The sequence below is a fragment of the Streptomyces botrytidirepellens genome (genome assembly GCF_003721215.1).
GTDB classification, from domain to species: domain Bacteria; phylum Actinomycetota; class Actinomycetes; order Streptomycetales; family Streptomycetaceae; genus Streptomyces; species Streptomyces himastatinicus.
The window spans coordinates 1-12,543 of the sequence record NZ_RIBZ01000787.1; the positions used below are offsets into that span (position 1 = coordinate 1).

Consider the following 12,543-nt stretch of genomic DNA (forward strand, 5'->3'; position numbering starts at 1 on the left):
AGTACTGACTACCCACCCGGCACTACTTCCTCTGGAACCTCACGTCCCAGTCTCCAGGTGTCCAGTCACAAGGGGAAGCTTCACCGCCGACGTCCCCCTCACCGTCGTCTCCAAAACCCTGCGCCACTCCGCCCTCTCCACCACCGCGAACATCTACAGCCACCTCACCCCACAAGCCGCCCGCACCGCCGTCAACGCCATCGACACAGCCCTCACCACCGCCGACCGAACAACGCTCACGCCGAAGCCGCGACCACCCTGCGACCACAACCCACGACTTCACAACCAGATCACGCTCAGCAAAGCACCAGCCAGAGCAAGCAGTTACGCCAACACTCCAGGCACCTGTTCCACACATACGACCACAATGCGACCACAACCTCCGAAAACACCGAAAAGACCGCCCCCGCATCTCTACGGAAACGGCCTCCGACCTGCGAAAACGCTGGTCGGGACGACAGGATTTGAACCTGCGCCCCCTTGACCCCCAGTCGATGACGTCCTCGAAGACGCGGGATCGAGGTCGACCGAGGAACGGTGCGTGCAAACCTGCAGGCACGAGCTCCTGGACCGGACCTCGATCTGGAACCAGCACCACCTGCTCCACGCACTCCGGGAGTTCGAGCAGTTCTACACCGCTCATCGGCCCCACCAGGGCATCGCGAACGCCCGGCCACTGCACCCGTTACCCGCACCGATCACCGATCTGGCCCGAATCGCTGGCCTCGACATACGAAGACGCGATCGCCTCGGCGGCATCCTCCATGAATACCGGCATGCCGCATGACCTGCATGGATAAAGTTCTCGGCAAGGTCAACTGCAGGCACAGGTCGTGGTCACTGTGCATTGACGACGCTCTGTGATCACCGGGGAGACTCGTGCCTGTCCTTCCGTCGTGGCTGACGCTTGCGGTTGTCACTCGGTGGGGGCGGATGGGGCGCACATACGCTCTGTCGCGTCGTCCCAAAGGGGGCGGCATCCGTCGCGCGCTGCCCGCGCCCCGACCTCCCCCGGCCGTCCATGGGCTGGTCCGTACGGGACAACCGTGCGGGCGCGCGTGCAGCGTCAGCAGGACCTCTAGAACCCGGCCCGCCAGTCCGCAGCCCAGGTAGCGGTCACCACTGCGGTGCGGGCACCCGCGGCCGCATACCGGGCGAGCGCTCAGCCGGTCCACAAGGACTCATCGTCCGGGTGAGTGAAACCGCAAGCAGACTCGGCACGAGCATCGAAAGCGCCCCTCCCGGTCGAAACGACATCGGACTGGCCATACGCCCTGCGGCTGGAAGCCTGAGCGTCACCGGCGGCTGCAAGCGCTCTGGTTCACCCGTGCGAGCAAGTCCCGCATGCCACCATGCTCCAGGGCTCGCGGATCGGTTACGACAGTGGGGAAATGGGGGTGGGCAGGGCGATCGTGGAGGTGGCTTGGGCGATGTTCTCCGGACCGTTCTGCGGGGGCCAGATTCCGCGTTCGTAGGAGTCACGGCGGATCTTCAACCGGGCGTTGAGGTCGGGGAAGGGCCAGATGTGGGTGATACGGGGGACGCCGTCCAGGCCGTACATGGCAGTCGTCAGCGGGTAGAGGGGGGTGCGTTCGGGTACTGCGGCCTCCCATCCAGCCATCGTGGGCACGAGACCCCCGACTTTGAGGTGGTAGGTGCGGAATTCGTAGACCGAGCCGTAGTGCCCCGGTTCGACCGGTGGCAGGAAGGGGAACGGGGCGTAGCTTTCCACCTGGAAGGCGGTCAGGTGCTCACCGATGCCGAACGGGTCTGAGCTGGTGAGGACGCGCCTGCGCTCCTCGGTGAGTTCCTCGGCGTTCTCGAAGCCGCGCAGAACGAGCAACTTCCCGACGATGACGCCGTGTTCGGGTTCCCAGCAGCCAAGCAGTTGGCCGCCGGTGGAATCGCTCGTGGTGTAGGCCTCCAGCGCGGACAGCGCCTTCGGGACCGTGTACAGCTTGAGTGTCAGGGTGGCGAGTTCGTAGAGCATGGCGGGTGTCTCCCGATGGTTTTCGGCACTGTCGCTCTCTTATCGGGCCAGCTCGGCAAGGTGCTCGAACAGCTTCGCGTCGCTGACGCCGGCACGGCTTGACTCCTCGCCGAGGACCCCGAAGATCGGGTCCCACCGGGTGACCGTCATCTCCTGCACCTGGCCCTCCACCAGGTAGGGGTCGGTGGCGACGATCTTGTACAGAGTCTCCTCATCGGCTGTTGCGAACACCAGCAACGCGGTGCGCTCCCACGCCTGACCCGGCTGTCCCAGCGCCGCTTCTGTGCGGGTGGTCGGTCCTGAAGCGCGCAGCTGACCGGACTCCACGCGCTCGACCAGCCACCGCAGGTGCGCGTCGAGGTGGCGGGCCCAGCCGGTGGGATCACGGTGGACGTAGGTGACGACGAAGTGCGGCATGGCATTTCCTTGCTTGATTTCCGGCGGTTCGCTCGGCCGCCTGACGGCGACAGGATTGCGGCATCGCGGCGCAACGAACTAAAGTGAAACATCATTTTAGTTTCGAGGGCAAGCCCCGAAGGAAGGCAACGCCAGTGGAGACCCCCACCGGAGCACCCGGAGCGCTGAAGCGTCCCCGGCGCCCACGCAGCGCTCGGGCGCATGACGCCGTACTGACAGCCACCAGCGCACTCATGCGCGAGGACGGCATCCCGGCGATCACCATCGACCACATCGCCAGCCGGTCCGGTGTAAGCACGGCCACGATCTACAAGCATTGGCCCTGCAAGGCCGCGATCATCGCGGAGGCATTCGGTCGCGACACGGCCAAGGCGGTGACACTCCCCGACACCGGCCGCCCCATCGACGACCTTGTCACCTACGCCGCCGATCTGCTGACCTACTACACCAGTTCGGAAGGCGCCCTCTTCGGGCAGTTGCTGGCCACCTGCGCGACCGAGCCGCAGGCCGCACCGTACTTCCACGAGTTCTTCCTCACGCCCCGCCGGGCAGCTCTGGAGCCGTGCTGGGAGCGGGCCGCCGAGGCAGGGTTGACCCGGCCGGGCGTGGATGCGGCGACGGCCACGGACATACTGATGGGCCCACTGGCGTTCCGCCTGCTGTCCGGGCACGGATCGCTCGCCCCCGATGAGGTGCGCAAACTGGTGGAGTACGCCCTGCACGGCCTGCTCGTGCCAGGCACCCACCGCGGCAGCTAAGTCATAGGTTTTGCGTCCAGCGCCGCCTCCGGGAGGCCCCATGGAGCCGCGGCCTGCCTCCCGACCCTGGGATGCGGTTCATCCACCTCACGCCAGCCGCACGTCACCCCATCAGCGGCTACTCTGCAATCGCGCCGCACCGGAAGCCGAATCACCGGCTGCTGCCCAGCGAGTGGCCATTCGGCAAGCCGAGCATCCTTTTCGCGCCGGAGCCGGAGGGCGATGCGACGCTGCGAGCAGGTCGAGACAGCCTGGGGCAGCCCCGGCGCGGCTGCGGCCTGGTGGGCCTGTATGCGCCTGACTGGTACACGGTGCTCGCACTGGCAAAGCAGTACGGCCTGCCCGCTCGCGGGCGGGCAGGCCCGCACGGCAAGCCGCGGCCCCCAAGCCGGACAGCACCGCCTGCGCGAAACCCACAACGAGCATCCCCCTGATAGCGCCATCGCCCGGCTCAACCGGGGGTGGCCCGTCGGGTCCAGATGGAGGACGGCCGCCGGATTTCCGCACGCGGTCACTCGGCCAGACCTTGCTCGGTCAACACGCGCCAGGCCATCCAGCTCAATAGCGTGCAACGCCTGCGGCACCGGCTCCCAGCGGGCCAGCAAGGTCAGCTGTATCAGCATGCTTGCATCTAGCTTCGCATGCTCATATTGTATCAGCATGCTTACGGAGGGACGAACTCCAGGTTCGTTACACAGGTCCCGACCTGGCACGGCACCGGTCCATCCTGGGCCACCTCCCCAGCGGCATCGTGGCGATCCGTCGCGCGACACCCACGGCAGGTCAGTGGGCATGGCCGTCTTGTTTTGGCGGCCGACACCACAACGTCCCCACTGCGTTCTTTCGCAGCCACACCGCAGGCTCTCAGCCTGACGCGGTGGACCGTAATCCCCAACCTCAATGGAGAGGCGTGTTATGGGCCATCCAGCAGACATCCCGGCCGGAACGTTGAGACGTATGACGCTCGCGGCAGCGATCGGTAATACGGTGGAGACTTACGACTACGCGGTCTACGGCTTCCTCGCCACCGTGCTGGCGAAGGTCTTCTTCCCGGCCTCGAGCCCTGCGACCGCGCTGCTGTCGTCGTTCGCGGTGTTCGGGTCAGCCTTCCTCGCCCGCCCGGCGGGCTCGGTGGTCTTCGGGCCGCTCGCCGACCGCCTGGGCCGCCGGCCTGTCCTGGTGGCATCGCTGCTGCTGATGGCGGGAGTCAGCACGCTGATCGGCGTGCTGCCCTCGACGGCGACCATCGGGATCGCCGCGCCCGTCCTGCTTGTGCTGCTGCGCTTCGCCCAGGGACTGGCGGCCGGCGGCGAGTACACGACCGCGATCATCTACGTCGCCGAGTTCGCCCCGCCGCACCGGCGCGGGGCCTTGTCGAGCCGCGTGCAGGTGGGCAGTCTCGCCGGGTTGCTCATAGGCGCCGTCGTCGTGCTCTTCCTCAACGCGGCGCTAACACGTGAGGAGATGCTCGCCTGGGGCTGGCGGGTGCCGTTCCTGCTCGCGCTGCCCATCGGTGCGATCGGCCTTTACCTGCGAAGCCAGTTCGGCGAGACCCCGGCGTTCCTCGCGGCGCGCAACGAAACGTCCACAGAGGACGCCAAGGTCACCGACCAGTGGGCCCGGGTGTTCCTCCTCATCGGGGTGTCCGTGCTGCATGTCATCGGCTTCTACATGACCTACACCTACGTCCAGAGCTACCTCATCCAGCTGCGTCTGTCCCCCTTCACCGCCACCTCGGTCATCGCCTTCGCGCTGCTGATCGGCCTGTTCCTGGTGGTCGCCGGTGGCCGGGCCTCCGACCGGAAGGGCCGGCCCCTGGTGCTGCTGGCGACCTCGCTCACCGTCCTCGTCGTCACGTATCCGCTGTTCGCTGCGCTATCCACCGCACCGCCGCTGTGGCTCGTGATCCTCTGCACCGTGCTGCTGTCTGCCGGTCCGGCGTTCTACTCGGGCGTTGCGCCGATCACCTACGTCCAGCTCATCCCGGTCCGGGTGCGCGGCAGCGTCGTCGCGGTGTCCTACAACATCGCGGTGGCGGCGCTGGGCGGCTCCGCGGTCTTCATCTGCCAGGCCCTGATCGAGCTGACCGGTGACAAGCGCTCCCCCGCCTACCTGCTGCTGGCCGCGGCCGCCGCGAGCGCGATCGCCGCGTTCGCGCTCGCCCGCCGATCGGCCCAACGCCTGCAGCCCTCCCCCTCGCCCATGTCTCTGTCCGCGGAGGCCGCTTCATGACGAATTTGTCCCTGCCCGACGCCCGCGCGCTCGTCGCGGCCGCAATGACCGCGTGCGGGCATTCGGCCGGGGCCGCCGAGACCATCGCCGACCACCTGCTCGACTGCGAACTGCGCGGCCTGTCCTTCGGCGGGCTCGCCCGCGCGCTGTCCATAGCGGAGCGCATTCGCACAACCGCCGCGCCGCCGCAGCCGATCCGGGTCGTCACCGAGACGCCGGTATCCGCCACCCTGGACGGCGGCGACCAGGTGGGCTACCTCGTCGGCATGCACGCGCTGCATCTGGCCGTGGCAAAGGCCCGCGCTCAGGGAATCGCGGTCGTCGGCGCGCGCAACACCTGGTACACCGGGATGTTCTCGTACTACCTGGAGAAGGCCGCGAAAGCCGGGCTCGCCGGGATGATCGCGGGCAGCGGGCCAGCGGTGGTAGCCCCGCACGGCGGCACCGAAGCCCGCTTCGGCACCAACCCGATCGCGTTCGGTTTCCCGGCCAGCCCGACTCCGGTCATCTGGGACATCGGCACCTCAGCCGTGATGTACGGGGAGGTGACGCTGAAGGCGCGGCTCGGGGAGAAGCTGCCACCCCGCCAGGCCTACGACGCCGCCGGGGTGCCGACGCTCGACGCGGCCGCCGCGCTCGAGGGCGCGTTCGGCGTGTGGGGCGGACACAAGGGCTCCGGGCTCGCTCTGGTCGTCCAACTGCTCGGCATGATGACCGGGGCGGCCGCCGACCCGCCGGGTGTTTCGGACTGCGGCTTCTTCATCGTGCTGTTCGATCCCGGCGTGCTCACCGATCCGGACGACTACCGACAGCGGGTCGCGGCCTTCGCCGAATCGGTCCGCGCCACCCGTCCCGTCGAGGCCACCCGCCCGGTCCGGGTGCCGTTCGACCGCTCGGTGACCCGTCGGAACGAGACGCTCCGGCGGGGCACCATCGACGTGCCCGAAGCGGTGGTCGAGGCCCTGCGCCAGGAGGCCGCAGGTGTCTGAGGACCCCGACGCCTCCGCGATCGCGCCCTCCCCGTCGGGCCGGCTGCTGTGCGGCGGCTGCGCTCCGCACGACGCCTGCCGCCTGGGCGTCGAGATCGCCGACGCGCGGGACGACGTGGTGCGGTTCGAGGTCGTCTGCCCACGGTCCTGGCACGGCGGCCCCGGTGTGGCCCACGGCGGCTGGACGGCCGCGGTATTCGACGACGTGCTCAGCGTTGTCGCGCTGCGGGTCGAACCGCGGCTGGTCACCAAGTCGCTGGCGGTCTCCTACCTCCGCCCGGTCCCGGTCGAACGGCCCGTCCAGGTGCTGGCCCGGATCGACCGGCACGTCGGCAGGCAGTGGGAGGTCTCCGCCGAGATGACGCTCGCCGGCACGGCGCTGGCCACCGGCCGGGCCGAGCTGCGGACACGCCACCCGCACCATTTCGCCCGGCACGAGGCCTGGCTCGCCCGTCAAACACTGTCCCCCAATGGATCCCACGCAGAAAGCTGAGAACGCCATGGTCGAATTCTTCACTGGGCTGCAGCCCCTCCAGGCCGGCGAAACCGACCCCGACCGAATGATCTCCAGGGTCCGGGAACTGGACCGCTCGCAGGCCATCGACCGGGTCCTCGTCGGGTACTCCTCCACCTGGCCGCACAACCACGCCACCGCACCCTTCGCGCTGGCGGCATCGGAGAGGTTCTCGCCGATCGTCGCGCACCGTCCCGGCGTGATGGCGCCGGTGGCCGCCGCGCGCTACTTCGCCACCCTCGACGTGCTGGCCCGCGGGAGGCTCGCCATCAATGTGGTCGTGGGCGGCTCCGACAAGGATCTGCGACGCGAGTCGGACGACCTGCCCAAGGCCGATCGCTACCGGCGGGCGGTCGAGTACCTCGACATCGTCCGCCGCGCCTGGACCGAAACCGCTCCCTTCGACCACCGCGGCGAGTACTACACGGCCGAGGCGGTGAAGCTGCAGACCAAGCCGGTTCAGGGGCAGGTGCCGATCTTCATGGGCGGGGAGAGCGCCGACGCCGTGGACTTCGGCGCCCGCCACGCCGACCTGTACATGCTGTGGGGGGAACCGTTCGCGGGTACGAAGGAACGCATCGACCGGGTCACCGCAGCCGCCGAAGGCTACGGCCGTGCCATGCGGTTCTCGCTGAGTCTGCGCCTGTTCATCGGTGACACCGACGACGACGCCTGGGCCCAGGCCCGTGCCGTGGAGCGGCAGATCGCCGAGGCCGCCGGATCCACGACCTTCCTGCGCTCGTCGTCGACCGACGCCTCCATCGGGCGGCAACGGGCTCTCGCGCTCACCGACCACGAGTTGCACGACGACTGCTTCTGGACCGGGCTGACCAAGCTCCTGGGCGGCTTCGCCAACTCCCAGGCGCTCGTCGGCACCGAGGAGCGCGTCCTGGACACCCTGGGCAGGTACCGCGAACTCGGAGTCGACACGTTCCTCGTGACGACCGGCGCGGAGGCGGCCTGGGACCCGTCGTTGGAAGGCTTTCTGGCCCGGGCGAAGAAGGAGCTGGGATGACGGTAACCATCGCACCGGGCAATGGAACCCGGGGCCTTGAGGACTTCTCCGATCTCGGCGACGGCACGGTCGGCGGCCTCATCGCTGCCCGCGCCGTAGAACATCCGGACAGACTCGCGCTGGTCTTCGAAGACACCGAGCTGACCTACGGCGCACTCGACGCGGCAGTCACCGACGTGGCACGCGGTCTTACATCGGTAGGCGCCACCCCGGGCGACTCGGTTGGGATCCTCCTGCCCAACCAGCCCGAATACCTGCTCGCCTGGCTCGGAGCGGCCCGCGCCGGCCTCGTCGAGGTCCCGATCAACACCGCCTACAAGGGCTCCTTCCTCGACCATGCGCTCCGCAGCACTGGCGTGCGCGTGTTGGTCACCAATACGGCCTTGCTGGAACTCGTCGCCGACCTGCCGGACGTACCGCAAACGCTCAAGACCGTCGTACTGCTCGACGCCGACCGGCACCGCCGCATCCCGCCCGGGGTAACGGTCCATACGTGGAGCGACCTGCTCGCGGCCGGCGCCCCGGCGACAGAGCTCCCCCGAGTCGCGCCGCAGGACCCTGTCGCGATCATGCTCACCTCCGGCACGACCGGGCGGAGCAAGGGCGTTGTGCACCCGCACTTGATGCCCCTGGTCGCCGGACGCGAGTGCGCGGCGCAGATGGCCACGACCGCCGATGAGCGGCTCTACACGTGCCTACCGCTGTTCCACGGCGCCGCGCAGATCAACATATCCATGCACGCCTTCTATGCGGGGACGACCGTGGTCCTCGGGCGTCGGTTCAGCGCCAGCAGGTTCTGGGACGAGCTGCGCACCCACCGGGCCACCCAGTTCAACGCGCTCGGCTCCATCTTGCCGATGCTCCTAGCCCAGCCCCCATCCGACCGCGACCGCGACCACCAGGTGACGAAGGTGTTTGCCGCGCCCGCCCCGCCCCAAGTGCTGCATCCGTTCGAGGAGCGCTTCGGCGTGCACATCGTCGAGGGCTACGGGCTCACCGAGATCAAGAACGTTCTCTACAACCCGATCAGTGACCGGAAGGTCGGCTCACTGGGCCTGCCCACCGAATCGTCCGTCCTGGAGATCCACGACGAGTACGGCAATCGCGCCGCACCCGGCCAGGCCGGGGAGATCGTGTACCGGCCTCGCCTGCCGAACATCATGTTCTCCGGCTACCACCACGATCCCGAAGCGACGCTCGCGACCATGAAGGATCTCTGGTGGCACACGGGCGACCTGGGCTGCACCGACGAAGACGGCTACTTCTACTTCATCGACCGCAAGAAGGACGCGTTGCGCCGCCGCGGCGAAAACATCTCCTCCCACGAGGTCGAATCGGTCCTGCTCGCCTACCCCGGCGTCGTGGCCGCTGCTGGCGTCGGCACTCCGTCCGAGCTGGGCGAGGACGAGGTCCTCGCCGTCGTGCAGCTCGAACCCGGACACGAGCTGGACTTCACCGAACTATTCGCTCACTGCGACCGGTCGATGCCGCACTTCATGGTCCCCCGCTACTACCGCATCGTGGACCAGCTCCCCGTCACACCGAACGGCAAGGTCCGCAAGCACCAGTTGCGTGACCAGGGCCGCGCTGATGCCTGGGATGCGCTCGCCGCCGGGCTCAAACCCACCCGCCACGCCTGAGGAGTCACATGTCCCTACCCGACGGAGTGTGCATCCGCGAGATCGCGCCCCGGTTGACCTTCCAGGACCATGTAGTCCCGACCGCAATAAAGATCGAACTCGTGCGGCGCCTCGTGGACGCCGGCGTCCGCGCGTTCGAGCTGTCCTCCTTCGTCCGGGCCGATCTCGTACCTGGCCTCGCCGACGCCGCGGAGGTGTTCGCCCAGGTGCCGCGGGTGCCCGGGCTCAGCCTCGGCTGCTGCGTCGGCAATAGGCGCGGGCTCGCCCGCGCGGTCGACGCGGGAGCCGACACTGCGTATTTCCTGCTGTCCGCTGACGAGGAGTTCGCCCGCGCCAACATCGGACGGTCCACCGCGGACTCGTTGCGCGAGCTGGAGCGCATGCACGCGTACGCGGCAGACCAAGATGTCGTGCTCGGCACCTACATCATCTTCGCCTGGGGTGGCCCGATCGCCCCAGCGCGCACCGGCGAGGATCTCGAACCTCTGGCCCGGCGGCTCCTCGACATCGGGGTGGACCATTGGATCCTCGCGGATTCCTCCGGCTACGCGGCACCGCCCCAAATGCGCGAACTCGTCACCGCCGCGCTCGCGCACGTGCCGCCTGGGAACCTGACCGTGCAGATCCATGACGACCGCGGCATGGGCCTGGCCGCCCTGCTCCCCCTCCTCGAACTCGGCATCCACGCCATCGACACCTCCCTCGCTGGCAGCGGCGGCCACCCAGCGATGCCTGGCACCCAGGGCAGCGGTCTGTGCACCGAGGACGCCGTGCAACTACTCGAACTGTGCGGGGTGGACACCGGTATCGACCTGCCCCACCTGATCGAGACGGCGAACTGGCTCACGTGCGAGCTCGGCGTACCCGGCAAGGGATTCGTTCGGCACACCGGTCCTGTACCGAGCACTGGCCAGCCCAGCACACCGCTCGCCTTCACCTGGTGACAGCATGAGCTTCTTCCTCGTGCACTGCAGCCACCCCGACGACAAGGTTGGAATAAGCACCTCGAACCGCTCCTGAACTGGATACTTCACCGGCTCCCGACGGCTCGCTCGTCACGTCCGGACCGACCGACGGCACTGACGTGCGCTCGGCGCTGATGATCCTGCAAGCCCCGGACCGCGATGCGGTGCGGTGCGGGCAACCATCGACACCGATCCCTTCATGTTCCAGGGCAAGTTGACGACCTGTGATCACCGAACGGGACCCGTACTTCGGTGCGTTCCACCATCAGTCCCGCATGGCTTCCGCACCGGAAGCGAAGATCGGCCGCTGAGCACCGGTTCAGCGCCATGGTCAAGGAGGACCAGTGAGGAAAACCAGCGCACCCACGATCGTCGTGGCCGGCGCCGGGCTGACCGGCCTCTCCGCGGCGATCGCCGCCCGCGAGGCAGGCGCCCGCGTTGTGCTGCTGGAAAAAGGCAGCCGCGGGGACGTCGGCGGAAACGCCGCCTTCTCCGGCGGGTTGTTTCTGTTCTGCTATGACGGGCCGGACGATCTCACGTCGATCACGGAGGACTTCGAGCCGGGCATGAAAGCCGACCGGATCGAGGCGCCGCCCTACACCCGGGAGGCCTACGCAGCCGAGCTGCTGGCGATGAGCGGCGGCCAAGCCGACTCCCACCTCGTCAACGCTCTCGCTGAACGGTCCTTGGACACGGTGCGCTGGCTGGCCGCGAAGGGCGTCCGCTTCACCTTCAACCGCACCCTGGGGGCGGAAGTCTGCGACGGCGTCCTGCGCTTCCCCCCGGGCCAGGTCCTGACGTGCACCGGCGAGGGAATGTCGCGAGGGTTCGAGGTGATCCGTCCCCTACTGGCGCACGCCGAACGGATCGGCGTGGAAATCCGCTGGTCCACCCCACTCGCGGATGTGCTGCGCAGCGAGGGCCAGCTCACGGGTGTCGCGGTCGGCGACGGCAGCGAGACCGTCCCCGCCGGCGCCGTGGTGATCGCCACCGGCGGCTTCCAGGGCAACCGTGAACTGCGCCGCGAGCATCTGGGGCCGCAGTGGGAGACGGTGCGCCTGCGCGGCACCCGCCTGGCCACGGGAGAAGGGATCCAGGCCGCACTTCGCGCTGGGGCGGACAAGGCCGGGACCTGGTCGAGCTGCCATTCGGCCGCGGTCGACCCCACCATGCCCTCACCGGGGTCCAGCGAGGCCTCCCCACCGTTCCCGCTGCACGGCTTCTGGCTCGGCGTGCTCATCAACCGCGACGGCGAACGGTTCGTCGACGAGAGTCCCGGCCCGTGGGTCAAAAACTACTCGAAGATGGGCAAGGCGATCATGCGCCAGCCCGGGTGCGAGGCGTTTGAGATCTTCGACCAGCGGACCGCGGCCCAGGTGGCCGATGAGTTCGCCGGCGCGGCGGTGCCCACCATCGCGCACACTATCCCCGAGCTCGCCAAACGGATCGGGGTACCCGCCGACCGGCTGGCGCATACGCTCGAGACGTACAACAGCGCCTGCCCGTCCGGCAACGGCATAGCCGACGATCACGGCACGACCGGCATGACGCCACCCAAGTCCCGCTGGGCCTTGCCCCTAGACCGGCCACCATTCGTCGCCTACCACGCCATCGCGGGGCTGACCTTCTCATTCGGTGGCATCCGGATCGACCCGAACGGGCGGGCACTTGGGGTGGACGGGGCGCCGGTGACCGGTCTGTACGCAGCCGGCGAGGCTATCGGTGGTCTGTTCTACGGCGATTATCCCGGTGGCGCTGCCCTCATGCGCGCCGCGGTGTTCGGCCGCGCGGCCGGACACACTGCCGCGACCGAAACCAAACCGACTCCTCATGCGGCTTGAAGGACGCGGAGCAGGCCGGACAGGGACGGGCTGCGGTCGAGCTCGTCGATCCGACCCACAATCGCCTGGCTGCCGGCCCGACCGTAGATCGGGTCGGCAGCCAGGTGGAATCGCCCGATGACTTCGTCAGCGGTCATCGAGGCGAAGGTGTCCTGCTCGGCGACGGGCGTACGCCCGTCGCC

At 68.5% G+C, this 12,543-nt stretch carries 12 protein-coding genes; 9 read left to right on the top strand and 3 right to left on the bottom strand.

Translation table 11 applies throughout. The features are described from left to right. Window positions 1-541 precede the first annotated feature (541 nt). A complete protein-coding gene (locus EEJ42_RS40175; RefSeq protein WP_221179478.1) occupies window positions 542-787 on the top strand; it encodes an integrase in 246 nt (81 codons plus the stop codon). A 588-nt stretch (window positions 788-1,375) separates the two neighbouring features. On the opposite strand, the gene EEJ42_RS40185 is transcribed toward EEJ42_RS40175, so the two are convergent. Beyond that, complete coding sequence (locus tag EEJ42_RS40185) at window positions 1,376-1,990, bottom strand: NIPSNAP family protein (protein ID WP_123107090.1); 615 nt, start codon at window positions 1,988-1,990, stop codon at window positions 1,376-1,378. A gap of 39 nt (window positions 1,991-2,029) precedes the next feature. Beyond that, window positions 2,030-2,407 (bottom strand): YciI family protein, encoded by a 378-nt coding sequence (locus EEJ42_RS40190; RefSeq protein WP_123107091.1) that lies wholly within the window; start codon window positions 2,405-2,407, stop codon window positions 2,030-2,032. A gap of 134 nt (window positions 2,408-2,541) precedes the next feature. On the opposite strand from EEJ42_RS40190, the gene EEJ42_RS40195 reads away from it, so the two are divergent. From EEJ42_RS40195 to tcuA, 8 genes are all read left to right on the top strand, one after another. Next, on the top strand, window positions 2,542-3,165 hold the full coding sequence (locus EEJ42_RS40195) for a TetR/AcrR family transcriptional regulator (RefSeq protein WP_281291615.1): 624 nt from the start codon (window positions 2,542-2,544) through the stop codon (window positions 3,163-3,165). Window positions 3,166-4,122: 957 nt separating this feature from the next. After that, window positions 4,123-5,397 carry an MFS transporter gene (locus tag EEJ42_RS40200; RefSeq protein WP_246097667.1) on the top strand — a complete coding sequence of 425 codons (1,275 nt, stop codon included), beginning with the start codon at window positions 4,123-4,125 and terminating at the stop codon, window positions 5,395-5,397. Next, a complete protein-coding gene (locus EEJ42_RS40205; protein ID WP_123107093.1) occupies window positions 5,394-6,386 on the top strand; it encodes an Ldh family oxidoreductase in 993 nt (330 codons plus the stop codon). The genes EEJ42_RS40200 and EEJ42_RS40205 overlap by 4 nt, the downstream gene beginning before the upstream one ends. Continuing rightward, a complete protein-coding gene (locus EEJ42_RS40210; protein WP_123107094.1) occupies window positions 6,379-6,879 on the top strand; it encodes a PaaI family thioesterase in 501 nt (166 codons plus the stop codon). The genes EEJ42_RS40205 and EEJ42_RS40210 overlap by 8 nt, the downstream gene beginning before the upstream one ends. A 7-nt stretch (window positions 6,880-6,886) precedes the next feature. Beyond that, window positions 6,887-7,915: an LLM class flavin-dependent oxidoreductase gene (locus EEJ42_RS40215; RefSeq protein WP_123107095.1), complete on the top strand. Its 1,029-nt coding sequence runs from the start codon at window positions 6,887-6,889 to the stop codon at window positions 7,913-7,915. Then, complete coding sequence (locus tag EEJ42_RS40220) at window positions 7,912-9,555, top strand: AMP-binding protein (protein ID WP_123107096.1); 1,644 nt, start codon at window positions 7,912-7,914, stop codon at window positions 9,553-9,555. The genes EEJ42_RS40215 and EEJ42_RS40220 overlap by 4 nt, the downstream gene beginning before the upstream one ends. 8 nt (window positions 9,556-9,563) lie before the next feature. Next, complete coding sequence (locus EEJ42_RS40225) at window positions 9,564-10,499, top strand: beta/alpha barrel domain-containing protein (protein ID WP_123107097.1); 936 nt, start codon at window positions 9,564-9,566, stop codon at window positions 10,497-10,499. Between the two features lie 365 nt (window positions 10,500-10,864). Continuing rightward, window positions 10,865-12,361 (top strand): FAD-dependent tricarballylate dehydrogenase TcuA, encoded by a 1,497-nt coding sequence (tcuA, locus tag EEJ42_RS40230; protein ID WP_123107098.1) that lies wholly within the window; start codon window positions 10,865-10,867, stop codon window positions 12,359-12,361. On the opposite strand, the gene EEJ42_RS51460 is transcribed toward tcuA, so the two are convergent. Continuing rightward, window positions 12,349-12,543: hypothetical protein (locus EEJ42_RS51460; RefSeq protein ID WP_221179479.1), on the bottom strand; the 195-nt coding region annotated here is incomplete at its 5' end. The genes tcuA and EEJ42_RS51460 overlap by 13 nt on opposite strands.